Origin of the sequence: Streptomyces sp. SYP-A7185, assembly GCF_046103685.1 — a bacterium.
Classification (GTDB): domain Bacteria; phylum Actinomycetota; class Actinomycetes; order Streptomycetales; family Streptomycetaceae; genus Streptomyces.
In genome coordinates this window covers 6,374,923-6,400,654 of sequence record NZ_CP122310.1, presented here as the reverse complement: position 1 = coordinate 6,400,654, position 25,732 = coordinate 6,374,923, and the positions used below count along the sequence as shown (strand labels likewise).

The following is a 25,732-nucleotide window of genomic DNA, read 5'->3' as shown; positions in this document are numbered from 1 at the left end:
CAGCAAGAAGGGCAAGCGGAAGCCGGAGCCCGCCAGCCGGAAGTCCGCCGCGCCCCGGCAGAAGCAGCCGAAGGCACCGATCCCGCCCGTACAGACGCCGGCCGCCGCCGTCCGGCCCACGTCACCCGTCCCCCAGGACGACCGCGCCCGCCTCCTGGGCGGCACGCACCACGACCCGCACGGGGTGCTCGGCGCGCACGCCGTGCCCGAGGGCATCGCCTTCCGCGCCCTTCGGCCGTACGCCCGTTCCGTCGCCGTCGTCGCCAAGGACCTGCGGGCGGAGCTCCAGGACGACGGGGACGGGTTCTTCTCCGGGGTGCTGCCGCTGCGCGAGATCCCCGAGGACTACCGGCTCCACATCACGTACGAGGACGCGGAGCTGGAGATCCACGACGCGTACCGCTTCCTGCCGGCGGTGGGCGAGCTGGACCTGCATCTGATCGGCGAGGGCCGGCACGAGCAGCTGTGGCACGCGCTCGGTTCCCGCCCGATGGTGCACGAGGGGGCGACCGGGACGCGCTTCACGGTGTGGGCGCCCAATGCCCTCGGTGTGCGCGTGGTGGGCGGCTTCAACTTCTGGGACGGCACCGGATTCCCGCTGCGGTCGCTGGGCGGCAGCGGTGTGTGGGAGCTGTTCGTGCCGTCCGTCGGCGAGGGCGAGCTCTACAAGTACGAGATCACCCGGCCCGACGGCACGAAGACGCTGCGCGCCGACCCGCTGGCCCGCCGCACGGAGACACCGCCCGCGAACTCCTCGGTCGTGCACGAGTCGCACCACGAGTGGCATGACGCGGAGTGGCTGGCGCGCCGGGCCGAGGTGCCGGTCCACCAGGCGCCCTTCTCCGTGTACGAGGTCCATCTGGCGTCCTGGCGGCCGGGCCTGACGTACCGCCAGCTCGCCGAGCAGCTGCCCGCGTACGTGGCCGACCTGGGGTTCACGCACGTCGAGCTGATGCCGGTCGCCGAGCATCCCTTCGGCGGCTCCTGGGGTTACCAGGTGACGGGGTTCTACGCGCCGACGGCCCGCCTCGGCACCCCCGACGACTTCAAGTTCCTGGTGGACGCGCTGCACCGGGCGGGCATCGGCGTCCTCATGGACTGGGTGCCCGCGCACTTCCCGCGCGACGACTGGGCGCTCGCGGAGTTCGACGGCCGCACGCTGTACGAGCACGAGGATCCGGGCCGGGCCGCGCACCCCGACTGGGGCACCCTGGAGTTCGACTACGGTCGCAAGGAGGTCCGCAACTTCCTCGTCGCCAACGCCACGTACTGGTGCGAGGAGTTCCACATCGACGGCCTGCGCGTCGACGCCGTCGCCTCCATGCTCTACCTGGACTACTCCCGCGAGGACGGCGCATGGACGCCGAACGCGCACGGCGGCCGGGAGAACCTCGACGCGGTCGCCTTCCTCCAGGAGATGAACGCCACCGTCTACCGCCGCTGCCCCGGCGTCGTGACCATCGCCGAGGAGTCCACCGCCTGGGACGGCGTCACCCGCGCGACGCACCACCAGGGCCCCGGCGGCTTCGGCGGGCTCGGCTTCGGCCTGAAGTGGAACATGGGGTGGATGCACGACTCCCTCGACTACGTGACGAAGGAGCCCGTGCACCGCAAGTTCCACCACCACGAGATGACGTTCTCGATGGTGTACGCCTACAGCGAGAACTACGTCCTGCCGATCTCGCACGACGAGGTCGTGCACGGCAAGCGCTCCCTGGTCTCCAAGATGCCCGGCGACTGGTGGCAGCAGCGCGCCAACCACCGCGCCTACCTGGGCTTCATGTGGGCCCACCCGGGCAAGCAACTCCTCTTCATGGGCCAGGAGTTCGCCCAGGGCGCCGAATGGGCCGAGGGGCACGGCCCCGACTGGTGGCTGCTCGATCCCGCGTACGGGGCGGAGGCCGACCACCGGGGCGTGCGCGATCTCGTGCGCGACCTGAACACCGGCTACCGCCGCGACCCGGCCCTGTGGCAGCGCGACACCGACCCCGGCGGCTTCGCCTGGGTCGAGGGCGACGCCGCCGAGGACAACGTGTTCGCGTTCCTGCGCTATCCCGCCGCGAACGCCGACGGCACGGAGGGCACGCCGCTCCTGGCCATCTCGCACTTCTCGCCGGTGGTGCGGCACGAGTACCGCCTCGGGGTCCCCGGCGAGTTCACCGCCTGGCACGAGGTCCTCAACACGGACCTGGGACGCTACGGCGGCAGCGACGTCTCCAACCCGGACCCGGTCAAGACCGAGCCGGTGGCCTCGCACGGCCGTCCGGCGTCCCTGCGGCTCACCCTGCCGCCGCTGGCCACGGTGTGGCTGCGACCTGTCTGAGCGCCACCGGCAGCTCCTCGGCGTGCAGGATGCCGAGGCGCTGCGTGGCCCGGGTCAGGGCCACGTACAGGTCGCTCGTGCCGTAGCGGCCCGGTTCCACGACCAGGACCGTGTCGAACTCCAGGCCCTTCGCCTGACGCGGGTCGATCAGGACGACCGGCCGCGTCAGGTCCGGGGCCTCCCCGGCCGTCACCCCGGGAAGCTTTCCGGCGAGATCGTGGTGGAGTTCGCGCGGGGCGATCACCGCGAGGCGGCCCTCGTCCCGCGCCTCGGCGGCCACCGCGTCGGCCACGTCGGCGGCGAGGTCGTCGCTGCGGCGCGCCCAGGGGAGCACGCCCGTGGACCGCACCGAACTCGGCGGCCGGAACCGGGGGTGCTCGACGCGGGGCACCTCGGCGGCCACGTCCATGATCTCCACGGGCGTGCGGTAGTTGACGCCGAGCCGGGTGTACTCCCAGCGGTCCTCGACGTACGGCGACAGGATCGTCTCCCAGGAGCCGCAGCCGCCGGCCTCGGCCGTCTGCGCGGGGTCGCCGACCAGGGTCATCGAGCGGGTCGGGCAGCGCCGCATCAACAGCCGCCAGGCCATGGCGGACAGTTCCTGCGCCTCGTCCACGATGATGTGCCCGAAGGCCCACGTCCGGTCCGCGGCGGCCCGCTCGGCGGCGCTGCGGTGGTCGGCCTCCTCCTGGCGCTCGGCCATCCGCTCGGCGTCGATGATGTCGTGCGCGAGCAGGACCTCGGACTCGTCGTCGTCCTTGTCCTCGAACTCATGGGTGCGGGACGCGTACGAGACGTCGAGGACTCCTTGCGCGTAGGCGATCTGCTTGGCCCGCTCGGCCTCCGCCCTCGCGCGTGCCGCGCTGTCGTCGCTGCCGAGCAGCTCGGCGGCCTCGTCGAGCAGCGGGACGTCGGCGGCGGTCCAGGCGGCTCCGGCCGGGCGCCGCACGATCCGGGCCTCCTCGTCCGGCAGATGCGGGGCCGGCTCCTGAAGGAAGTCCGCGAGGAACTCCTCGGGGGTGAGCTGCGGCCACAGCTCCTCGATGGCCGCGTGCACGTCGGGGCTCGCGGCGATCGCCTTGCCGAGCTGCGCGATGTCGTCGGGGCCGAGGAAGTTCGGGCCGCCGTACGGGTCGGCGCCGAGCCGCTCGGCCAGCTGCCCGGTGAGCATGTCGATGACGCGGAAGGCGAAGTGCGGGCGGCCGAGGTTGTGCGGGACGTCCGCCTCACGGGCCGCCTCGCGCGCCTCGTTCGCGATCGTCCAGTCCAGGATCAGGTCGCCGTCGTCGTGCTCGATGATCAGCGGGGCGCCGGGCTCCGGGGTGCGCTGCCGGTCGCGCAGGGCGGCGGCGAGCACGTCCGCCATCTCCGCGCGGCCCTTGATCTCGGCGGCCTCGGGGGTGTCGGTGGCGGTGGCCGTCACGCCGGGGAACAGCTCGCCGACCGTGGAGAGCAGGACGCCCGTCTCGCCGAGCGCGGGCAGGACCTCGCTGATGTAGCCGAGGAAGGCGGGGTTCGGGCCGACGATCAGGACCGCGCGCTTGGCGAGCAGTTGGCGGTGGGCGTAGAGGAGAAACGCGGCGCGGTGCAGCGCCACGACCGTCTTGCCGGTGCCGGGGCCGCCCTCGACGACCAGGACTCCCTGGTGCGGGGCCCGGATGATGCGGTCCTGCTCGGCCTGGATGGTCTGCACGATGTCGTGCATGCGCCCGGTGCGGGCCGAGTCGAGGGCGGCGAGCAGCACCTCGTCGGCGTTCGCGCCCTCGTGTCCGGTGCGGGTGGTGTCGCCGAGGTCGAGGATCTCGTCGTGCAGGGCCGTCACGTCACGGCCCTTCGTGGTGATGTGCCTGCGCCGCCGGAGCCCCATCGGGACATGGCCGGTCGCGAGATAGAAGGGGCGTGCGACGTCCGCGCGCCAATCGATCACGAGTGGGGTGCGTTCGACGTCGGACGCGCGGATTCCGATGCGCCCGATGTGGTGGTCGCGGCCGTCGCGGAATTCGAGCCTCCCAAAGCAGAGCCCGTTTTCTTCCGCGTTGAAGGCGGCCAGCAGTCCGGACCGCTCGGCCACCAGGACGTCACGCTCAAGCCTGGCCTGCAGACCATTGCCGACCTGCGTCAACGACGCCCGCACGGCGGCTTCCGCCTCCTCGCGCAGCGCGTCGAGGCGCGCGTACAGCCCGGAGACGAATTGCTGCTCTTCCCGCAATTCCTCGGTTGACAATTCAGCCCCTCGCCAGTTACAGTGCTCTTATACAGATTCTCGCGATTCCGGTGCGCCCAAATGAGCCAGGGGTCGCGAAAGGATCCAATATACGCCAGGAAAAGCCCCGGACGTCAATTCGTCCGGGGCTTTTCTCTTTGTCGCGCGCGGTCAGAGCACTTCTTGCGCGCGGTCAGAGCGCCTCGGCTTCGGCCAGCTCGGCGAGCAGCTTGCGCTTGGGGCGCGCGCCGACCATGGACTTCACCGGCTCACCGCCCTTGAACACCACCAGGGACGGCACCGAGAGGATCCCGTACGCGATCGCCGTCCGCGGGTTGTGGTCCACGTCCATCTGCACGATCTTCAGCCGGCCCGCCTCCTCGCGCGCGATCTCGCCGAGCACCGGCGCGAGCTGCCGGCACGGGCCGCACCACTGCGCCCCGAACTCCACGAGCACCGGCAGTTCCGCCCCGAGCACCTCCCCCTCGAAGTCCGCGTCCGTCACCTCGGCCACGCCGTCCGTCACGACCATCGCCATGCTTGCGCTCCCTCTCCCTCAGTCCGTCAGCTCGCACCGCGGGTCCGGACCCCCCGGAACCGCCGCCTCGGCACGCAGGAGCTGCGCCCCGACCTGTGCGCGCACCGCGCTCAACTCACGGATCAGCGCGTCGAGTTCACCGAGCTTGCGGCGGTACACGTCGAGCGAGGCGGGGCAGGAGTCGCCCGCCGGGTGCCCCGACCGCAGACACTCCACGAACGGCCGCGTCTCCTCCAGATCGAACCCGAAGTCCTGCAAGGTCCTGATCTGCTCCAGAAGGCGGACGTCGTCCTCGTCGTACGTGCGGTATCCGTTGCCGCTGCGCCGAGCCGGCAGCAGCCCCCGTGACTCGTAGTACCGGAGGGTCCGCGTGGTGGTGCCGGCCCGCTCCGCAAGTTCGCCGATGCGCATGCGTACGACGGTAATCCTTGACGCAGGCGTCAAGGCCAGCGCTCCGGGCGGCTCGTCCGGGCCGTCGCGTTCACCGTCAGCCACGGTGGCGTGCCACGCATGTCGCTCAGTGGGCCCGGGCTTCGGGGGTGCGGATGGCCTCGATGATGGCCGTCCAGCCGTCGGCGCCTTGCCCCCGGGCGATCGCCCGGTCCAGGACGGCCTTGATGCCGTTCAAGGCCTCCACGTCCAGGCCCCGGTGCACGGAGGCGTGGATGACGTGATCGACGTTGGCGGCCTCGGTGACCAGCGGGGCCTGGTCACCCGGATACTCGCCGGAGTCGACCTCGACCGCGGTCGACTCGACGGCCGCCGGGAAGATGGAGAGCAGGGCACTCATGTAGGGCGCCAGCTCCGCCCCCTTCACGCCGTCCGCCCCGGCCAGCGCGAACGCGTGCACCAGGCCGTACATGCTGGTCCAGAAGAAGTCGAGCAGGGCGTTGTCGTAGACGGCCGCGAGGCCGTGGTCCTCGCCGAGGTACACGGTGTTGCCGCCGAGCACCTTGAGCGTGCTCTCGTGCCGCTCGTACACGGCTCTCGGGCCGCTGTGGAAGAGCAGCGCGTCAGCGGTGCCGATCACGGTCACCGGCACCAGGATGGCGCCGTCCAGGTACGCGATGCCGTGCTCCGCGGCCCAGGCAGCGGCCTCGCGCGAGCGCTCCGGGGTGTCCGAGGTGAGGTTGACGAGGACGCGCCCCGCCAGGTCCGCGGCGACCGGGCCGAGCACGGCCCGCGAGACCTCGTAGTCGTAGAGGCAGACGACCACCAGGTCCGAGGCGCGGGCCGCCTCGGCCGCCGTACCGGCGCGCGTGGCGCCCGCGGCGACCAGGTCATCGCCCTTGCCCGGCGTGCGGTTCCAGATGGTGGTGGGGTGGCCGGCCCGGAGGAAGGCACCGGCGAGGGCCTGTCCCATGGCGCCGAGGCCGATGACGGTCACGGATGTCTTGTGCTGCTGATCTGTCATGACGACCATGCTTGACGGGCGCCCGCTTCCCCACAAGTACGGACTAAATAGTCAGGTACTTACGAAAAGGTAAGCGTGCGGGGGCAGTTGAGGGGGTGGGGTGGGCGGCGGTCGGGGTGCGGGGTGGGCCGGGGCGGGGCGGGAACGCGAGGTCGGCAGGCGTCCGGTCAGCCGAAGTCCGCTTCGCCGTACGCCCGCTTCAGTTCGCAGAAGTCCTGGACGCCCGCCATCAGCACCACCCCGTCCCACAGTCGGCCCGCCGCCTCTCCCTTCGGTGCGGGCGAGACGACCGGGCCGAAGAGCCCGCCCGCTCCGGGGACGGAGAGGACCGGGGTGCCGACCTCGGGGCCGACCAGGGCGATGCCCTGCTCGTGCGAGGCCCGTACGGCGTCGTCGTACGCATCCGTCCGGGCCGCCGCGGCGAGCTCCGCGGGCAGGCCCGCGTCGGCGAGTGCGCGCTCGGCGCCGTCCCACTCGCCCCGCTCGTGCAGCCGCACGCCGAGTGCGTCGAAGTACCTGCCCAGGGCCTCGTTCCCGTACCGCCCGGTGACGGCAGCGCAGACCCGGCCCGGTCCTCGCATGGAGTCGCCCCACTGCCCCTCGGGGTCCTCGGGGTCGACGTCCAAGTGCTCGTTCAGGACCGAGAGGCTCATGACCCGCCACCGGACAGTGACGTCCCGCACCCGCTCGACCTCACGGATCCACCGGGAGGTCAGCCAGGTGTACGGGCACACGGGGTCGAACCAGAAGTCGACGTACTGTGCTCTGCTCATCCAACTACGTTAGGCGTGCGGCGAGTTTGGCGAGTCGGCGTGCCCGGTCCGTCGAGGCCCCGGAACCGTCAGCCCAGCTTCAGTACGCCGATGGCCTGGTCGGCCATGCCCTTCTCGCCGAGGGCGTTCGGGTGCACCGGCACGAAGTTGGTGCCGAACAGGACGGGCTCGATCCAGCGCGTGCCCAGCGGCTTGCAGGCGTCGTGCCCCTCCGAGGCGGCCGCCATGTCGACGAACGTGGCGCCCGTCTCGGCGGCGGCACGCTGCACGGCCTTGTTCAAGTGGGCCTGGAGATCGCGGAGATAGGGCACGTCCCCACTGGCGATCGGCATCTTGGCGAAGCAGCCCGGGTCGGCCTTGGCCGGCACGATCCAGGGGTAACCGAGCACGCCGACGCGCGCGTCCGGGGCCTTGGCCTTGACCGCTCGCAGGGCGGTCTTCAGCGCGGGGTACGTACTGGCGTCGATCGCCTTGGTGAACTTGTCCCCGTTGGCGTCCTTGCAGGGGCTGCCCTTGCCGCCGGACAGGACGCCGGCGGAACCGCAGGCCAGGATCGCGCTGATGAAGGTGTTGTTGTCGTTGCCGCCGATCGTCAGCGTCACGACGTCCGTGTCGGCCTTGACCGCGTCGAGCTGGGGCGCGACGCCGGGGTACTGCGACCCCGCGAAGTCCTTGGTCTGGGCTCCGCCGCAGGTCACGTCGGTGAGCCGAGCGCCGGTGCGCTGGGCCACGACGTGCGGGTAGTTGGCCGTGGAGCGCGCGCAGAGGAGCGGCGCGGTCGGGTCGAGGGGCAGGACGCCGGACCCGGCGCTGAAGCTGTCGCCGAGGGCCACGTAGTCGAGGGGGTCGCCGCCGGACGCCTGGGCGGGTGCGGACAGGCCGAGGGTGGCGGTGCCCGCGGCGGCGAGGGCGGCGGCGAGGCGCAGGGCGCGGGAGCGGGGGCGCGAGGGGCGCGAAGGCCGTGAGGGGGAGGGAGCGAGGGCGCGTGCGCGGATCACCATCTGGAGTCTCCTTTGAATCCGATGGGGGGCGGTCCCGGGGAGGAGCGGGCAGGCCACGGGCGCGCCAACAGCCTTGCCCTGAAGGTGATTTGGGCAGGCTTCAGCGGCTTCTGGCGATTCTCAGTGGTGCAACGCTGAAGTTACTGGCAGGTTTGAACAAGAGTCAACAGTTCGCGCACGCGCCCACCTGGATGGCGGAACCCTCCCCCGGCACACGCCCCGACCGCCCCCGCGATCCCGCCACACCGCCGTGACCGCCACGCCCGCATGCCCGCCGCGACCGCCATGCCCGCCATGCCCGCCGACGAACGAAGCCGGGGGAGGCGACTGAACCCCTCCCCCGGCACACACCGGAATCACGACCTCCCCGGGATCACCGCCCCTCCGGGATCACGACCTCCCCGGGATCACCGCCGCCCCGCGGTCTCGGCGACCTCCGGGGTCTCCGCGGGCTCTTCCGTTTCCGCGGAGGCCCCGGCAGCGCTCTCCGCCGCCTTCCGCCGCCCCGGCAGCAGCACCGCGACGACCACGGTCCCCACGCCCAGGATCACCGCGCCGACCAGGCTGGTGTGGGCCACGGCGTCGGAGAACGCGGAGCCCACCGCGTCCGCCATCTGGTGCGCGCCCCCGGCGAGTTCCTGCGCCTGCGACTTGAGCTGCGCGGCCTCCTGGGGCGAGGACGCCTTCGCCGCCTTCTCCGAGAGTTCGCGCGCCTGCTCGGCGATACCCTGCGCCACGCCGTTGCCCGCGCCCACGGAGTCCTGGGCCGTGTCGAGCGCGGAGGCCGGAAGCTTGCTGCCCGCCGCCTCGTCGGACAACTTCGACGAGTACGCGCCCGCGAGGACCGAGCCGAGCACCGCGATGCCGAGCGAGCCGCCGAGCTCCAGCGAGGTGTCGTTGACCGCGCCGCCGACGCCGAGCTCCGACTCGGGGAACGCGCCCATGATGACGTCCGTGCACGGCGAGACCGCGAAGCCGAGCGACAGCCCGAGGACGATCAGCGACGGCACGAAGTCCGCGTACGTGGAGCCCGCGTCGATCCGCGTCAGGAGGGCGAGCGCCACCGTGCCGCCGACCATGCCCGCCACCACCATGATCTTGCCGCCGATGCGCGGCGCGAGGATCCCGGTGACCGCCGAGCCGACGAAGACCGCACCGGCCAGCGGCAGCATGCGGACGCCGGTCTCCAGCGGGTCGTAGGCGAGGACGAACTGGAGGTGCTGGGTCAGGTAGTAGAAGGCGCCGAACACCGCGAGGAAGAAGAGCGCCACGGCCAGGTTCGAGCCCGCGAAGCCGCGCCGGGCGAACTTGCGTACGTCGAGGACCGGGCGCGGGTGCCGCAGCTCCCAGAGGACGAAGGCGACCAGACCGAGGCCGGCCACCACGGCGGCGGAGACGGCGCGCACGCCCCACCCGAAGTGCGGACCATCGATGATCATGAAGATCAGGGAGCCCACCCAGACGACCGAGAGCAGTCCGCCCACGTAGTCGATCCGGCCGTGCCGCGCCGCCTTCGACGGCGGTACGAGGACGAACGCGCCGATGATCGCGAGTACCGCCACCGGGATGTTGATCAGGAACGTGGCGTGCCAGCCGTTGTCCCGCAGCAGTGCGCCGGCGATCAGCGGACCGGCGGCGATCGCGATGCCGGACGTGGCCGCCCAGATGGTGATCGCCTTGGCCCGCTCCGCGCGCGGGAAGGTCGCCGCGAGCAGCGACAGCGTGGCGGGCATGATCAGCGCCGCGCCGACGCCCATGACCGCGCGGACCGCGATGACCGCCGTCGAGCTGTCGACCACCGAGCCCGCGGCGGCACCGACGGACATGATCACCAGGCCGAGCACCAGGGCGCCCCGGCGGCTGTACTTGTCGCCGATCGCGCCGAGCAGCAGCATCAGCGCGGCGTACGGGACGGTGTAGGCGTCGATGACCCACTGGAGGTCGGAGCTGGTCAGGCCGAGGTCCATGGTCATGTCGGGCGCGGCCACCGTCAGCGCGGTGTTCGCCATCACGGCGATGAGCAGACTCAGACAGAGCACGCCCAGGGCCCACCAGCGGCGGGCGTACGGGCGATCCATCCGTTCGACCGGTTCCTTGATCAGCAGAGACATCCGGATTCCACCCATCCCTTCTTGCACAAGCCTGTGCAACTACACACTGCTGTGCAAGATACCCGATGTTGCACACCTATGTGCAAATGGGGGGAGCGGTGCTGCCGCCGAGTGGGCAGAATGGGGCCATGAACCCCCGCCCAGCGAGCAGCGTCAGAGCCGATGCCAACCGCCGCCGCATCCTTGACGTCGCCGTCGCCGAGCTGCTGCGCGACCCCGACGCGTCCATGGACCAGATCGCGCGCGCCGCGGGCGTCGTGCGCCGCACGGTGTACGGGCACTTCCCCAGCCGTGACGCGCTGGTCGAGGCCATCGTGGAGCGGGCGGTCGCCGCGGTGGAGACCGCGCACGAGGCGGGCCGCAAGGGTGTCGACGACCCCGCGGAGGCGGTGGCCAGCTCGCTGCTCGCCGTCTGGGACGTGGCCGACCGCTACCGCCTGCTGCTGTCCCTGGCCCAGCGGAGCGTGACGATGAGCGGCATGCGCGAGCGGCTCGGCGGGGTCCACGAGTCCGGCATGGAGATGTTCCGGCGCGGCCTGGAAGACGGCACGTTCGTGACGCCGCTGCCGACGCGGGCGCTCGGCTACGTCCTCGAAGGGATTCTGTTCGCCGTGATGGAGGCCGTGAACGACGGTGTCGTACCGGCACAAGAGGCGGGCAGGTCCACCGCGATCACGTTTCTGACCGCGGCGGGCCTGCCCGCCTCACGCGCCACCGAACTGGTGACCAGGGTCGCCGACCGCAGGGCCGCGACCGTCGACGGCTAGGCCGTCAGGGACTTCTTCTCCACGGCGTCCGGCTGCGCGGGGACACCGTCCGCCGCGTCCGGGTCGACGTCCTGCCGCTCGGGCTCACCCTCGTCGAGCAGCGTCTTCTCGTCGAACGGCAGGCGTCCGGCGAGGACGTCGTCGACCCGCTGCCGGTCGACCTCCTTGGTCCACGTGCCGATCAGGAGCGTCGCCACCGCGTTGCCGGCGAAGTTGGTCAGGGCGCGCGCCTCGCTCATGAAGCGGTCGACGCCGATGATCAGACCGACGCCGTCCACCAGGCCCGGCTTGTGCGACTGGAGGCCGCTGGCGAGGACCGCGATGCCGGAACCGGAGACGCCCGCCGCGCCCTTGGACGCGATCATCATGAACAGGAGCAGGGAGATCTGCTCGCCCACGCCCAGCGGCTGGTCCATCGCCTCGGCGATGAAGAGCGACGACATGGTCAGGTAGATCATCGTGCCGTCGAGGTTGAAGGAGTAGCCCGTCGGGACGGTGATGCCGACGACCGGGCGGCTGACGCCCAGGTGCTCCATCTTCGCGATGAGCCGCGGCAGCGCGGACTCGGACGAGGAGGTGGACAGGATCAGGAGGAACTCGCGGCCCAGGTACTTCAGGAGCTTGAAGAGGCTGACGCCGGTCACCAGGCGCAGCAGCGTGCCGAGCACGATCAGGATGAACAGCGCACAGGTGACGTAGAAGCCGATCATGATCGTGGCCAGGGCCTTCAGGGCGTCCGTGCCGGTCTCGCCGACCACCGCAGCCATCGCGCCGAACGCGCCGACCGGGGCGGCCCACATGATCATGCCGAGCACGCGGAAGACGAGGCGCTGGATGTGCCCGATGCCGCGCAGGATCGGTTCTCCGGAGCGGCCCATGGCCTGGAGCGCGAAGCCCACGAGCAGCGCGACGAGGAGCGTCTGGAGGACCTCGCCCTCGGTGAAGGCGGAGACGAGCGTCTTGGGGATGATGCCGAGCGCGAAGTCGACCAGGCCCTTGTTCGCCTCTTCGGCCGCGTCGTGACCGGCGCCCTTCTCGGAGTCGGAGATGTCCATGCCCGAGCCCGGGTGCAGGATGTTGCCGACCAGCAGACCGATGGCGAGCGCGACGACCGACATCGCGACGAAGTAGCCGAGCGCGAGACCGCCGACCTTGCCGACCTTGGCGGCCTTGCGGACGGATCCGACGCCCAGGACGATCGTGCAGAAGATGATCGGCGAGATCATCATCTTGATCAGGTTCACGAAGCCGGTGCCGACCGGCTTGAGCTCCTTGGCGAAGTCCGGGAAGAGCAGGCCGACACCGATACCGAGAACCACGGCGATGATGACGGCGATGTACAGATAGTGGGTTCGGTCCCGTTTGGCTGCGGGAGCCTTGGCCACCTGGCTGTCGGTGGTGTCGGCCACGAGGGCCCTCCTTGAACGACTACGTCGGCGTTTTCGGCCAGTGCGTGCGGCTCACGTCCTGGGCAGGCGAATCTCGGGTGACTATCTCTCGCCCTGTGAGGGCGGTCACCCTTACGTTCATTTAGTTCGTGCTGATCGGGCGAGGCAGACTGGCCCCATGCCCCTCGCCCGCCCGTCCCGGCCCCGCAGCCTCGCCGGGCAGCTCTTCGCGATGCAGATCGTGCTGGTCACCGTCGTGGTGGCCGGATGTGCCCTGTTCACGTTCCTGAGCGACCGGCAGCAGGCCGAGGAGGGCGCGCGGCGCCAGGCGACGGCCGCGGCGCGGGCGGTCGCCGACTCCCCTTCCGTGCGCGAGGCGGCGCTCGGCCCGGACCCGACGAAGACCCTCCAGCCGTACGCGAGCGACGTGCGCCGCCACACCGGGGTCGACTTCGTCACGATCATGGACCCGGACGGCATCCGCTGGACGCACCCCGACGAGGAGCAGATCGGGGAGCGCTTCCTCGGCCACCGGGCACAGGCGCTGCGGGGCAGGACCTTCACCGAGACGTACACCGGGACGCTGGGCCCCTCGGTGCGCGTGGTCACGCCGATCCACGCCGCCGACGGCACGGACCGCATCACCGGCCTGGTCAGCGCGGGCATCACCATCGAGGAGATCAGCCAGAAGGCGCGCGGCCAGCTGCTCGCCCTGCTCGGCGTCGCGGCGGGCGCGCTCGCGCTGGGCGGCCTCGGCACGTACGTCATCAACGCCCGGCTGCGGCGCCACACCCACGGCATGAACGCCGCCGAGCTGAGCCGGATGCACGACTACCACGAGGCCGCGCTGCACGCGGTGCGCGAGGGGCTCCTGATGCTGGACGGGCAGCGGCGCATCGCCCTCATCAACGACGGGGGCCGCGAACTGCTCGGGGTCTCGGGCGACCCGGTCGGCCGGAACGTCGCCGAGCTGGGTCTGCCCGCGCCGCTGACCGGCGCGCTGCTCGCGGCCGAGCCGCGGGTGGACGAGCTGCACCTGACGACGGACCGGGTGGTCGTGGTGAACACCTCGCCCGTGTCGAGCGGCGAGCGGCGCGGGACGGTGGTCACCCTGCGCGACCACACCGAACTCCAGTCCCTGACCGGTGAGCTGGACTCCGAGCGCGGCTTCACGCGGGCGCTGCGCTCGCAGGCCCACGAGGCGGCGAACCGCCTCCACACGGTGGTCTCCCTGATCGAACTGGGCCGCGCCGACGAGGCCGTGGACTTCGCCACCGCCGAGCTTGAGCTGGCGCAGACGCTGACGGACCAGGTGGTCGCGGCCGTGAGCGAGCCGGTGCTGGCCGCCCTGCTCCTGGGCAAGGCCGCGCAGGCGAACGAGCACGGCGTGGAGCTCGTCGTCTCCCCCGACAGCAGCATCGACGACGGGATGCTGCCCGCGGAGCTGCCGGCGCGCGACCTGGTGACCGTCCTGGGCAACCTGATCGACAACGCGGTGGACGCGGCCCAGGGCTCGCCCGCGGCCCGCGTGACGGTGACGGCACGCGCCGACGAGGCCGGGCTGACCCTGCGGGTCACCGACACGGGGCCCGGCGTCGACCCCGCCCACACGGAGGCGGTCTTCCGCCGCGGCTGGTCCACGAAGGCCACGGCGGGCCGCGGCCTGGGCCTGGCCCTGGTCCACCAGACGGTGACGAAGCACGAGGGAACACTCAGGGTGCGCGAGGCGCCCGGCGGCGGCGCGGAATTCGAGGTCCACCTCCGCGCGGCCGGCGCCGGCCGGGGGGCGGGGGCCGGGGGCGGGCAGCCGCCTCTGCCGGACCCCGGCCGCGAGGCGGGGGCAAGTGACGGTGACGCAGCGGGGCCGAGGGCCGACGGATCGGCCGCGCCCGGGGATCGGCGCAAGGCGGCACCCCGTGGCGAGCACGACCGTACGGCGGACGTAATAGACGGAGGCACCACGTGACCGAGCCCATTCGTGTCCTGGTCGTGGAGGACGACCCCGTGGCCGCCGACGCCCACGTCCTGTACGTGAACCGCATCCCCGGTTTCCACGCCGTGGGCAAGGCGCACAGCGCGGCCGAGGCGAAACGCGCCCTGGACCGCACGGAGGTCGACCTCCTGCTCCTGGACCTCCACCTCCCCGACGGCCACGGCCTCCAGCTGGCCCGCACCCTGCGCGCCGCGGGCCACCGCACGGACGTCATCGCCGTCACCTCGGCCCGCGATCTCACGGTCGTCCGCGAGGGCGTGTCCCTCGGCGTCGTCCAGTACGTGCTCAAGCCCTTCACCTTCGCCACCCTCCGCGACCGCCTCACCCGGTACGCCGAGTTCCGTACCGCCGCGGGCGAGGCCACCGGCCAGGACGAGGTGGACCGCGCCCTGGCCACCCTGCGCGCGCCCGGCCCCGCCGCCCTGCCCAAAGGGCTCAGCGGACCCACCCTGGAGCGGGTGACCCGGGCCCTGCGCGACGCCCCCGCGGCGGGCGTCACCGCCGCGACCGCAGCCGAGGCCGTGGGCATCTCCCGTATCACCGCACGGCGTTACCTGGAGCACCTGGTCACCACGGGCCGCGCCGCCCGCACCCCGCAGTACGGCCACGTGGGCCGCCCCGAGTACGCCTACCGCTGGCTGACGTCGAACACCTGACGCCCCGAACCCCTCCCCGGGGCCCCAAGTCCCCCTCCGGGCGCGCCGGTTGACCGGGCGCGCACACCCCGGCGGCCCCCCGGCACCACCTCGGACAACAACGTTGTCACGTTGATGACAAGGGGCGACGCACGGGCATTGACCTTGCTCGGAGGCCGCCCTTACGTTCACCGGGCAGCCCCGCGTTGCGCCCTGCGTGGTAACCCGGCCGCGTCGGCCAGTAGGAGGTCGTGCCCGTGCGTCCCACCACCCCTCTGCTCCTCGCCACCGCCCTGGTCGCCGCCTGCACCCTCACCGCGTGCGGCGGGGACTCCGGCGACGACCCGGACACCGTGAAGGTCTCCTTCAAGCAGTCCACGGACAACCAGATCAAGGTCATGGACACCTATCTGGCGGACATCAAGAAGCAGTTCGAGAAGGCGAACCCCGGCAAGAAGGTCGAGCTGGTGCCGATCAAGGCCCCGGACTCCGAGTACTACACCAAGCTCCAGCAGATGATGCGCTCCCCCAAGACCGCGCCCGACCTGGTCTACGAGGACACCTTCCTCATCAACTCGGACATCACCAGCGGGTACCTGCGGCCGCTCGACGCGTACCTGAACAAGTGGAAGGACTGGGACCAGTTCATCGACACGTCCAAGTCGGCGGCGAAGGCGGCGGACGGGAAGACGTACGGCGTGCCGGACGGCACCGACACCCGCGGCCTGTGGTTCAGCAAGAGCATCTTCAAGAAGGCCGGGCTGCCCGCCGACTGGCAGCCCAAGACCTGGGACGACGTCCTGGAGGCGGCCCGGACCATCAAGAAGAAGGTCCCCGGCGTCACCCCCCTGAACGTCTACACGGGCAAGCCCGCGGGCGAGGCGGCCACCATGCAGGGCATGGAGATGCTCCTGTACGGGACGGGCAAGGACCCCATGTACGACCCGGCGTCGGAGAAGTGGGTCACCGGCAGCCAGGGTTTCAAGGACTCCCTGGAGTTCGTCGAGACGGTCTACAAGGAGAAGCTCGGCCCCGAGGTCTCCGACGCCCTCGACCCGAACTTCGCCACCCGGGTGCGCGGTGAACTGCTCCCCGAGAACAAGCTCGGCATCAACCTCGACGGCTCCTGGCTGCCGCAGGACTGGGGCAAGGGCGCGGGCCACGAGTGGCCCGAGTGGCCGAAGGAGCTGGGCCTGGCCCACATGCCGACCCAGAACGGCCAGGCCCCCGGCAAGGTGAGCATGTCCGGCGGCTGGACCTGGGCGATCCCGTCCAAGGCGTCCAACCCCGGCCTGGCCTTCAAGTTCATCGAGCAGATGCAGACCAAGGCCAACGCCCAGAAGTGGTACGTGGCGAACTCGGGCATCGCGGTCCGCAAGGACGTCGCCGCCGACCCCGCGTACCTCAAGGCGCAGCCCGGCCTGAAGTTCTTCACGGACCTGGTGTCCTCCACGCACTACCGGCCCGCGTTCCCGGCCTACCCGCGGGTGTCCACCGCGGTGCAGGAGGCCATGGAGAAGGTCACGACGGGCGACGCGTCCGTGGCCGAGGCAGCGAGCGAGTACGACAGCGAGGTCAAGGCGGCGACCAACGGCAAGGTCGTCGAGAAGTAGCCCAGTGGCCGCGGGGACGCGGTACGCCGGGCCGCCGGGCCGCCGGGCCGCCGGGCCGCCGGGCGGGGTGTTGCGGTGCGGTGCGTGCACCGTACGCACCGCCCCACGCGGACCGGCCGCCGCGCCGCCCCGCGCGCACAGCCGCCCGTGGACGCGGCCAAGCGGGCGCGCGCCATACGCGTCCGAGCGGGCGCCCCCGTACGCGTCCAAGGGCACGGAAAGTGAGCGCCATCCGTACGCAAGGGAAGTGAGTGTCCCGAGGTGACCACCGCACCCCCCGCCGGGCCCGGCGACATCGCGAAGACCGCGCCGGGGCCGAGCGCCCCGCGCCCCGCGCGGCCGCCGTCCCGCCGCAAGCGGACGGGCCGCGCCCTGTCCCGCGCGCTGCCCGTCTCCCCCGCCGTCGTCCTGCTGCTCCTCTTCCTCGCGGGGCCCATCGGCTACTGCGCCTACATCGCCTTCACCGACCTCCAGCTCACCGGCCAGGCGGAGTCGAGCTTCGTCGGGCTCGACAACTTCCGGCAGGCCTTCGGCGACGAGGCGTTCCTCAACGCCGTGTGGCTGACCCTGGTCTTCACCGTCGTGTCCTCGCTCATCGGGCAGAACACCATCGGCCTCGCGCTCGCCTCCCTGATGCAGCGGGCGTCCAAGCCGGTCCGCACGATCACCGGCGCGATCGTGATCACCGCGTGGGTGCTGCCCGAGGTGGTGGCGGCCTTCCTCCTGTACGCGTTCTTCCGCCGCGAGGGCACCCTCAACGCGGTCCTGGACTTCCTGCACCTCCCGGACCAGAACTGGATGTACACGCTGCCGATCCTGGCGGTGTCGTTCGCCAACGTGTGGCGCGGGACGGCGTTCTCGATGCTGGTCTACTCGGCGGCCCTGAACGAGATCCCCAAGGAGATCACCGAGGCCGCCGAGGTGGACGGCGCGGGCGGCTGGCGCCGCATGTGGCACATCACGCTGCCGATGATCCGCCGCTCCATCGGCACGAACCTGATGCTGAACACCCTCCAGACCCTCTCCGTCTTCGGTCTGATCTGGGTGATGACACGCGGCGGACCGGGAAACCGCAGCCAGACCCTTCCCCTGTTCATGTACGAACAGGCCTTCCAGAAGAGCATGATCGGTTACGGCACGGCGGTGGCGCTCCTGCTCCTGGTCGTCGGCTCACTCTTCTCCCTCGTCTACATGCGCCTGCTCCGCACGGAGGTCTGAGTGTCGTCCGCCAGCTCCCTGAAGTCCCCTGCCCGCAGCCTGCGTTCCCGCCGTACGACACGCCGGCTCGCGGCGGACGTGGGCCTGCTCGTGGTCGCGGCCGCGTTCGTGCTGCCGCTGGCCTGGGTGGTCCTGTCCTCGCTCGACACCGAGGCCGACCTGAAGGTGAAGGTCCCCGACGGCATCACCCTGGACAACTACGACGCGGTCCTGACCCCCGAGATCACCTTCACCCCTCTGCTCAACAGCCTGCTCCTGTGCGGCGGCGGCACCGTCCTGACGGTGGTGTGCGCGGCGCTCGCCGCGTACCCGCTCTCCCGCTTCAGGTCCCGCCTGAACCGCCCGTTCATGCTGACGATCCTCTTCGCGACGAGCCTGCCGATCACGGCGATCATGGTCCCGGTGTACGCGCTGTTCGTCCAGGTCGACCTGATCGACACCATGCAGGGCACGATCTTCTTCTTCGCCGCGTCCCAACTCCCCTTCGCCATCTGGCTGATGAAGAACTTCATGGACGGCGTGCCGAAGGAGCTCGAGGAGGCGGCCTGGACGGACGGCGCCTCGTCGTTCCAGTCGCTGCTGCGGATCGTGCTGCCCCTGATGGGTCCCGGGGTGGCGGTGGTGACGGTCTTCTCGTTCGTGATGATGTGGGGCAACTTCTTCGTCCCGTTCATGCTGCTCCTGACCCCGGAGCAGATGCCGGCGTCGGTCAGCATCAACGACTTCTTCGGCAACAAGGGGACGGTGGTCTACGGCCAGTTGGCGGCGTTCTCGATCATCTACTCCACCCCGGTGATCCTCCTGTACGTCCTGATATCGCGCCGTCTGGGCGGAGGCTTCGCTCTGGGAGGTGCGGTGAAGGGCTGACCGGACCCTTCGGAGCGCCCGGCCCACTGGCTACGATCGCCCGGTCAGAGGGAGGGCACATGCGGGGGCGTTTGCTGGACGGCCGGTACGAGTTGCTGGAGCGGCTCGGTGCGGGCGGCATGGGAGAGGTGTGGCGGGCGCGGGACCGGAGCCTGGGCCGTGAGGTGGCGGTCAAGGTCTTCGTGCCGCCGGAGCGGTCCGGTGCGGACGAGCCGGCGCAGCTCCTGGCGCGGTTCCGGCAGGAGGCCCGTGCCGCGGCCTCGCTGGACAGCCCGTACATCGTCGCCGTCCACGACCACGGCACGGACGGCGACACCGCGTACCTGGTGATGGCCCTGGTACAGGGACGGTCGCTCGACCGCGTGCTGCGCGAGAGCATCCGGGTGCCGGTGGCGGACGCGCTGCGCTGGGCGGCGGACATCTGCCGCGCCCTGGACGCGGCGCACTCGGCGGGCGTCGTCCACCGCGACATCAAGCCCGGCAACGTCATGATCGCGCCGGACGGCACCGCCAAGCTCGTCGACTTCGGCATCGCGACGTTCATGGAGGGCGTCACGGACGACTCCCGGCTCACCCGGACCGGGCAACTGCCGTTCGGCAGCGTGCCGTACCTGGCGCCGGAACGGTTCCGCCAGGAGACGGGCGACGGACGCACCGACCTGTACGCCCTGGGCTGCGTCCTCTATGAACTCCTGGTCGGCAGGCCGCCGTTCACCGGCACGGCGGCGGGCGTCATGTACAACCACGTCAACGACGCCCCGCTGCGGCCGTCGCGGGCGCGGGCGGAGGTACCGGCACCGGTGGAGCGCCTCGTCCTCGACCTCCTCGCCAAGAACCCGGCGGACCGGCCGGGGGACGCGGGGGCGGTGCTTGAGCGGATCTTGGGGATGACGGGGGCGGAGGCGGCGGAAGGGGCGGAGGCGGCAACGGGGGCGACGGCTGAACTGGCCGATGCGGCGCTGGCGGAGGCGACTCCGGCGGACGCGGCTCCGGACGGGGCGCCACCGGCGGATGTGGCTCCGGCCGACGCGAATCCGGCGGACGCGAATCCGGCGAACCCGTCTCCGGCCAGGGTGATTCCGGCCGGGGCGGCTCCGTCCGACGCGGCTCCGGCGAACCCGTCTCCGGCCGGGGCGACCCCGGCGGACGCGTCTCCGGACGGGGTTGAGCCGGTGAGGCACGTCGCGGGCCGCCCCGCGACGGCCGACGTGCAGGATGCCGTCCCCCGGTCCCGGCCCTCGGCGGCCGTCCGCAAGGACCCCGCCACCCCCGAGCCACGCTCCCGCCGCTCGCGCGCACGGCGGCTGCTGATCCCCGCCGCGCTGGTCCTGGCGGTCGGTATCCCGGCCGGGCTCGGCATACGGTCCCTCGCCGCGTCCGACACCGGGTCCGCGTCCGGCACCGGGGGCTCCTCGGCCACGTACACGATCGGCGTCGCCCACAGCTACACGCACGTAGGCGCCGAGGGCTCCGGTGGCGGCGGCGACACGTACGAGAGGTCGGAGTTCAAGCAGTTCACGACGCAGCAGAAACGTACCGTCGAGTCCGCGTTCGCCGAGGCGCTGGGCGCCAAGAGCGGCAGCCGCTTCCGTGTCGTCCCCGTGGTGGCCGACCCGGACACGACCTCCCGCGAGCTGCTGGCCGAGCACCCGGACATGCTCGCCGTCATCGGGGACACCGTCGACTTCTCCTGGGTGCACGACACGGACGAGGCGTTCCTGCCGGAGATCAGCACGTGTTACGACGTGGCCCACCCCGACGGCGCCTTCGCGATCCCGCCCGACGAGGCGCGGCAGGGCGAGGCGATGGGCGAGTACCTCCTGACGCGGACCGGGGCGCGCCGGGTGCTGGTGGCCGAGGACAAGATCTGGGCGGACCGCGAGGACGGCGTCGGCACCGGTCTGCGCAAGGCCGGCGTGAGCGCCGAGGCGCTGGACGTCAGCCAGGACAAGGTGAGAACGTCGCAGATCCCTGGGCTGGTCGCCGGGGCGCGGGCGGACGCGGTCGTGGTGCCCACCGGTACGGACATCGCCGTATGGGCCAAGAAGCTCAGGGCCAGCGGGTTCACCGGCCCGGTGCTGACCCAGAGCCGTCCGAACGGCGTCTGCGAGGACTCCAAGGAGCGGGCGTCGTCAAAGGAGCGGGACAAGCCCCTGCCCGAGGGAATCGTGCGCACCCGGAACTACTCGGGCGAGCCCGACGACAACCTCCCCGCACGCGGAAACCAGGAGCTGTACGACGGGGCGCTCGCCCTGGCCACGGCGCTCGAGAAACTCCCGGCGGAGGGCTCGGCCACGTCCCTGCGGCACACCCTGGACCGCGAGATCCAGGGTGTCTCGGTCAACGGCGTCCTCGCGGAGGTCTCCTTCGAGAAGCGCCGCTCGGCACGCGAACGGCCGGTGTGGTTCGACCGCCGGGACGGGGACGCGTGGACGGAGATCGGCAAGGTGGAGAAGAAGTACGAGCCGACGAAGCAGTAGGGCGCGGGGTCAGGACCCGACGGCGGCCCGTAGCCGCGCGGCGAGGTCGGCCAGGTCCTGCGGCGCCATGTCCAGCACGCCGTTCTCGGTCATGAGGACGTGGAACTGCTGCTCGGCGTACGGGACTCCGGGCGGCAGGGCGGCGATGTGCCAGTGGAGGTGGCTGTTCCCTTCCTGGCTGCCGAGGGAGTAGAGGTAGGTCCGCTCGGCGTCGAGAACCTGCTCCAGGGCGAGGGCGACCTTCCGTACGACGAGCATGATCCGCGTGTACGCCTCCTCGTCGAGATCGCGGACGACGTGCTCGACGTGGGCCTTCGGCGCGACGAGGAGCTTGCCGGGGAGAGTGGGCCACCGGTCGAGGAACGCGATGTGGTCGTCGTCCTCGTACACGGTGTGATGGTCGAAGGCGGGATCTTTGGCGACGAACGCGCAGAGGAAACAAGGACCGCTGCGGGACCGCTCCATATAGGCCTCGAGATCCATGGCGTGCCGGCGTATCTCCACGAGAACTCCTCATTCCTGTTTCGCCGCTTGTGAGGGAAATCCCTCGCCCGGATTCACCGGGATAAGCCCCTGCCGCCCCATTGCTGGGCAGATTTCTCTCTGGTGCAGCCGATCAGCGCCCACTAGCGTGCTGAACTCGCGCCAACTCCGACCCTCACCAGGAGCCTCCAGTGAACCGCCCTCTCCGTCTGGCGACGTCCGCATTGGCCGTGTCCGCGGCTCTGCTGCTTTCTTCCTGCGGCGGCAGCGACGATTCCAAGGACAGCGACAAGATCGCTGGAGCGGATGACGGAGGCGCCAAGAAGTCCGAGAAGCCCAGCGAGCCGGCCTCGGAGGTCGCCGATCGCCCGAAGGTCGACCTGCCCGCGGATCTGACGTACGCCTTCGACTGGCGCAAGACGGGCAAGAAGGACCACGAGGCGATCTTGGCCGACGCCGAGCAGTCCATCAAGGCGGTCGACATGGCCATCGCCGAGCAGGACCCGGCCAACAAGGCCTACCGCTTCTACTACGAAGGGGAAGCCGCCGCCCAGACGCAGAAGTTCATCAAGGCCTACGTCGACGCGAAGGCGCGGACCACCGGCGCCTACCGCTACTACGACCCGACCGTGAGCGTCGACGGCAGCTCGGCTTCCCTCGTCTACTGCGAGGACCAGAGCAAGGCTTACGACAAGTACCTCAAGAAAGACACGGTCAAGAAGACTCCCGCGACGAAGAACAGTTACGTCCTCTACGCCGCCAAGCTACAGAGGAACGACGCGGGCGTCTGGGTCACCACACAGCTCAATTCGACTCGGGGGAGTGCCAAGTGCCAGCCATGAAGACTCGTTTGAAAACAGCGACTCTCGCAGCCCTCGGCTGCGTGCTCCTGTCAGCCGCACCGGCGGTGGCCGACAACGAAATCGGGGGCGGAGCCCAGAATCCCGAAGTCTCCGGCAACGCCGATGACGACGGAACGGTCTCCGCCACGGCGGGCGGCATCGTCTACGACCGTTCCAAGAACGGCTCCGGGCCCAAGGCCGGTGCCGTCACCCCGGCGACGAACTGGACCCCGCCCCCCTGCTGGTACGCCCCCACCTACTCCCCCGCGGAGTTCAAGAAGTACGTCGAGCCGATCTGGCAGGCCGAGTCGACCGGCCACGAGTGGGACTTGAAGCAGCGGAAGCGGTACGTGGAGGGCGAGCCGTACAAGGACTTCAACATGGACAAGACGGGCAAGGGCTTCTGGTGGACGTCCTTCCCCAACAAGACCTATCCGCCCGGCTGGAACAGCTGTGACGAGGAGACCTTCTGGGTCGACAAGGGCGACCCGCCCCCGGCCGACATCCCCGAGGCGATCACTCCGGAGATGCTCGCCAAGCTCGCGTACGCCGAGATCCGCGTACCCGGCACCGAGGTCACCCTCGCCCCCGAAGGCGAGACGAAGGTCAATCTGCCGACCTGGGCCTGGCTGGACGCGACGGAGTTCAAGCCGGTGTCGGTGACGGCCTCCGTCCCCGACATCGGCATCGAGGCGACGACCACGGCCCAACCGGTGTCGCTGAAGATCGACCCCGGGACCAAGGACGCCGAGACCTACCCCGCCTCAGGTGCCTGCCCCATCAAGGACGGCAAGATCGGCGAGCCGTACGCCAAGGGGAAGTCGGAGCAGGACCCGCCCTGCGGCGTGAAGTACCTGCGCTCCTCCGGCAACGGCTCGTACCCGCTCAAGGCGACCGTCACGTGGGAGATCAGCTGGACCGGCACGGGGGTGGACGAACCGGTGGCGCTCCCCGACGGCGAGTTCGGCGCGGACCAGGACGTGGTGGTCGAGGAAGTCCAGTCGATCAACCGATGACAGACACCGCCACAGCCGCCACTGCCGCTACCGCATGAGCCGTCACTGCGACCTGGACCCCAACTACCCGGGGTCCAGGTAGGCGGAGGAGATCAGACCCAGGCGAGCACCCCAAGGCACCCCACCTGGGACACCCCCAGGAAATCCTCGCCCGTTCGGTCTTCGGCCACTCGGCTACCTGCGCGAGCACCCCGTGGAACCGCCGAACCTCCTGCTCTGGTCCTCGAGATACGAGGACGTGCGGGGCCCGCCGGACGCACCCGACGCCGTACGCCGCATGACCCGTCCGGGCGCAGACCTACAGCTGACCCGCCTCCTCCAGGCCTTGGTCAACGCCGCCATCGCCCGTGGACCGGACGTCACGCGGGGCGCCGCGCCGAGCGCCGAGGCACTGCGGATCGCGGTCGGTCTCGTCGGTGCAGCCCTGGACGAAGACCCCGGCTCCCGGCGGGGCGCCCGCACCGTTCTCCGGATGTGGCGCGTCGCCCACCTCGCCGACCTCCATTGCACTACGGGAGTGAACGTCATGATCTCAGTGCTGCTGAACGATGCCGACCGTCTGATCGCCGACATCATCCACGACCCCCGCCAAGGGAACGACCTCCTTTGGGTATGCGTGAGGTCCGGAAGCCGGACAGCGGGGAAGGGCTGGCTGGGCTGCTGGAGCAGCGGACAAGCGGCCCAAGAGGACGCTGGGGTCAGAGAGTTCCTGTCAGCCCTGGGCAGAGACCTGACCGACCACGTGTCGAAGGGCCCCAACGGACCCGTGCTGACTGCTCACTACTTCCACGAGGGTTGGCAGTCCTGGGGTCCGGGCACCCCTGGGCCCCTGCTCGATGTCGCGGGAGAACCGTCCCCGACCGACGATTCTCTTCGTGGTGTCCACGATCTGCGTCTCGACGCGGAAGGGTAGAGCGTGCACGTCCCGGTGTACGACTAGGTGGGGCCTCCTGAAATAAGGGAGGAGGTTGCGTTGCGCGGCGGGAATCCGATTCGGTCCGCGCGAGACCTGGCGGAATTTCTCGCTTCGCGCGATCAGGACGAACTGGATCAGCCGTTCACCTTCGTCGTCGACACGTCGCACACCCTGCTGCTCGCACCACGCCGGTCGGAGCATGTGGCGTGCGCGGGTGGAAGCGCGGTCCTGGCCGCCGGAGAGATCGGCTTCCCCGCCGGCCCCGAGCCCCGCCCCGTAGCTTCGCACCAATACGCAACCTCGTATGAACGCACCGTAGTCGCCAGGGCTTCGCGCCCATACCGTGTGCCCGTGCAACCGAGCCGATCGCCGCACCAGCCCACACCCCCGTTCAACTTCCCCGCCGCCCGGCGTCTCCGCGAGGCCCTGGGGATGGCGCACGGGCACGTCGCCTATGGGATGCGGGCGAGCTATGGGCTCGCCTACATCACCCCGGAGACCATCGCCGCCTGGGAGCGCGGGCTCGCCGCGCCCACCTCCGCCGAGCTCACCGCCCTCGCCGGGACCCTGTGGTGCTCCCCCGGCGAGCTCATGGGCGCCGCGACCACCCTGCGCGAGCACCGGCTGGCCCGAGGGCTCGCCCCGGAGGACGTGGCCCGGGGGTCCGGGGTCGAGATCCAGGCCTATCTGCACATGGAGGAGACCAACAGCTGGCGGGGCAACGAGCGGCAGTCCGCCGCCCTCGCCGAGGTGCTCCAGCTGCCCCTGCCCGACTTCATCAACGTCATCGGGCGCGCCGACGAGCTCGCCGAGCTGCTGCGCAGCGCGGTGACCTCCCGCTGGCAGGGGTACGTGCGGCCGGTCGGCAAGATGCTGCCCGTGCAGAAGCGGCACCTCGAAGACGTGCTCCAGCAGCTCCACGCCGACTACCAGTCACGCATGGTGCGCACGCTCAGCTGGGGCGGCGGGGCCGGGGCCGACGCGTCGGGGAGCGCCGGGAAGGACTTCCTGGACAAGATCCTGGAGCACTTCTGGACCCAGGTCCGGGGCAGCTCGGCGAGGGGCTGACCAGCGTTCAGCCCTGCCGGCGCGCAGCCCTGCCGGCGCGCAGCCCTGCCGGCGCGCCGCCCCGCCGTTCACCGCGCAGCCCT

Annotated in this window: 21 protein-coding genes; 11 read left to right on the top strand and 10 right to left on the bottom strand. The window is 71.0% G+C overall.

Translation table 11 applies throughout. From position 1 onward, the window contains the following. The first annotated feature begins 79 nt into the window (after positions 1–79). Positions 80–2,323: a 1,4-alpha-glucan branching enzyme gene (gene glgB, locus QBL25_RS28255; RefSeq protein ID WP_409062804.1), complete on the top strand. Its 2,244-nt coding sequence runs from the start codon at positions 80–82 to the stop codon at positions 2,321–2,323. Here glgB and QBL25_RS28250 read toward each other — a convergent pair. The 7 genes from QBL25_RS28250 to QBL25_RS28220 all read right to left on the bottom strand — a co-directional run bounded on the left by QBL25_RS28250 (position 2,280) and on the right by QBL25_RS28220 (position 10,363). After that, entirely contained in the window at positions 2,280–4,547 is a 2,268-nt protein-coding gene (locus tag QBL25_RS28250; protein ID WP_409059774.1) for a HelD family protein, read from the bottom strand. The genes glgB and QBL25_RS28250 overlap by 44 nt on opposite strands. Positions 4,548–4,719: 172 nt before the next feature. Beyond that, the gene (trxA, locus tag QBL25_RS28245; protein WP_409062803.1) at positions 4,720–5,058 is read right to left on the bottom strand and encodes a thioredoxin; all 339 of its coding nucleotides are present in this window, start codon (positions 5,056–5,058) and stop codon (positions 4,720–4,722) included. 24 nt (positions 5,059–5,082) lie between these two features. Next, positions 5,083–5,475 (bottom strand): MerR family transcriptional regulator, encoded by a 393-nt coding sequence (locus QBL25_RS28240; RefSeq protein ID WP_409059773.1) that lies wholly within the window; start codon positions 5,473–5,475, stop codon positions 5,083–5,085. A gap of 106 nt (positions 5,476–5,581) precedes the next feature. Further along, positions 5,582–6,478, bottom strand: a complete 897-nt coding sequence (locus QBL25_RS28235) for an NAD(P)-dependent oxidoreductase (RefSeq protein ID WP_409059772.1) — start codon at positions 6,476–6,478, stop codon at positions 5,582–5,584. Positions 6,479–6,645: 167 nt separating this feature from the next. After that, the gene (locus QBL25_RS28230; RefSeq protein ID WP_409059771.1) at positions 6,646–7,251 is read right to left on the bottom strand and encodes a DsbA family protein; all 606 of its coding nucleotides are present in this window, start codon (positions 7,249–7,251) and stop codon (positions 6,646–6,648) included. A gap of 68 nt (positions 7,252–7,319) precedes the next feature. Then, positions 7,320–8,252 (bottom strand): SGNH/GDSL hydrolase family protein, encoded by a 933-nt coding sequence (locus QBL25_RS28225; RefSeq protein ID WP_409059770.1) that lies wholly within the window; start codon positions 8,250–8,252, stop codon positions 7,320–7,322. Positions 8,253–8,659: 407 nt separating this feature from the next. Then, entirely contained in the window at positions 8,660–10,363 is a 1,704-nt protein-coding gene (locus QBL25_RS28220; RefSeq protein WP_409059769.1) for an MFS transporter, read from the bottom strand. Between the two features lie 128 nt (positions 10,364–10,491). Between QBL25_RS28220 and QBL25_RS28215 the strand changes: the two genes are divergently transcribed. After that, positions 10,492–11,130, top strand: a complete 639-nt coding sequence (locus QBL25_RS28215) for a TetR/AcrR family transcriptional regulator (RefSeq protein WP_409059768.1) — start codon at positions 10,492–10,494, stop codon at positions 11,128–11,130. On the opposite strand, the gene QBL25_RS28210 is transcribed toward QBL25_RS28215, so the two are convergent. Then, on the bottom strand, positions 11,127–12,539 hold the full coding sequence (locus QBL25_RS28210) for a cation:dicarboxylate symporter family transporter (protein WP_409059767.1): 1,413 nt from the start codon (positions 12,537–12,539) through the stop codon (positions 11,127–11,129). The genes QBL25_RS28215 and QBL25_RS28210 overlap by 4 nt on opposite strands. A 157-nt stretch (positions 12,540–12,696) precedes the next feature. Between QBL25_RS28210 and QBL25_RS28205 the strand changes: the two genes are divergently transcribed. The 6 genes from QBL25_RS28205 (at position 12,697) to QBL25_RS28180 (ending at position 21,324) form a co-directional block, all read left to right on the top strand. Next, complete coding sequence (locus tag QBL25_RS28205; protein ID WP_409059766.1) at positions 12,697–14,484, top strand: ATP-binding protein; 1,788 nt, start codon at positions 12,697–12,699, stop codon at positions 14,482–14,484. Further along, positions 14,481–15,167, top strand: a complete 687-nt coding sequence (locus QBL25_RS28200; protein WP_409059765.1) for a response regulator — start codon at positions 14,481–14,483, stop codon at positions 15,165–15,167. Before QBL25_RS28205 ends, QBL25_RS28200 begins: the two co-directional genes overlap by 4 nt. Before the next feature lie 236 nt (positions 15,168–15,403). After that, the gene (locus QBL25_RS28195; RefSeq protein ID WP_409059764.1) at positions 15,404–16,759 is read left to right on the top strand and encodes an extracellular solute-binding protein; all 1,356 of its coding nucleotides are present in this window, start codon (positions 15,404–15,406) and stop codon (positions 16,757–16,759) included. A 294-nt stretch (positions 16,760–17,053) separates the two neighbouring features. Continuing rightward, a complete protein-coding gene (locus QBL25_RS28190) occupies positions 17,054–17,977 on the top strand; it encodes a carbohydrate ABC transporter permease (RefSeq protein WP_409062802.1) in 924 nt (307 codons plus the stop codon). Beyond that, positions 17,978–18,844 (top strand): carbohydrate ABC transporter permease, encoded by an 867-nt coding sequence (locus QBL25_RS28185; RefSeq protein WP_409059763.1) that lies wholly within the window; start codon positions 17,978–17,980, stop codon positions 18,842–18,844. Positions 18,845–18,903: 59 nt separating this feature from the next. After that, positions 18,904–21,324, top strand: coding sequence for a protein kinase domain-containing protein (locus QBL25_RS28180; protein ID WP_409059762.1), 2,421 nt, complete (start codon positions 18,904–18,906; stop codon positions 21,322–21,324). 9 nt (positions 21,325–21,333) lie between these two features. Here the strand turns inward: QBL25_RS28180 and QBL25_RS28175 are convergent, their stop codons facing one another. Beyond that, complete coding sequence (locus tag QBL25_RS28175) at positions 21,334–21,828, bottom strand: HIT family protein (RefSeq protein ID WP_409059761.1); 495 nt, start codon at positions 21,826–21,828, stop codon at positions 21,334–21,336. Positions 21,829–21,998: 170 nt separating this feature from the next. Here QBL25_RS28175 and QBL25_RS28170 point away from each other — a divergent pair, with 170 nt between their 5' ends. Beyond that, a complete protein-coding gene (locus QBL25_RS28170; protein WP_409059760.1) occupies positions 21,999–22,649 on the top strand; it encodes a hypothetical protein in 651 nt (216 codons plus the stop codon). Next, on the top strand, positions 22,646–23,665 hold the full coding sequence (locus QBL25_RS28165; protein WP_409059759.1) for a hypothetical protein: 1,020 nt from the start codon (positions 22,646–22,648) through the stop codon (positions 23,663–23,665). Before QBL25_RS28170 ends, QBL25_RS28165 begins: the two co-directional genes overlap by 4 nt. A 298-nt stretch (positions 23,666–23,963) precedes the next feature. On the opposite strand, the gene QBL25_RS28160 is transcribed toward QBL25_RS28165, so the two are convergent. Then, complete coding sequence (locus QBL25_RS28160; RefSeq protein ID WP_409059758.1) at positions 23,964–24,170, bottom strand: hypothetical protein; 207 nt, start codon at positions 24,168–24,170, stop codon at positions 23,964–23,966. 843 nt (positions 24,171–25,013) lie between these two features. On the opposite strand from QBL25_RS28160, the gene QBL25_RS28155 reads away from it, so the two are divergent. Then, positions 25,014–25,649 carry an XRE family transcriptional regulator gene (locus QBL25_RS28155; RefSeq protein WP_409062801.1) on the top strand — a complete coding sequence of 212 codons (636 nt, stop codon included), beginning with the start codon at positions 25,014–25,016 and terminating at the stop codon, positions 25,647–25,649. Positions 25,650–25,732 lie beyond the last annotated feature (83 nt).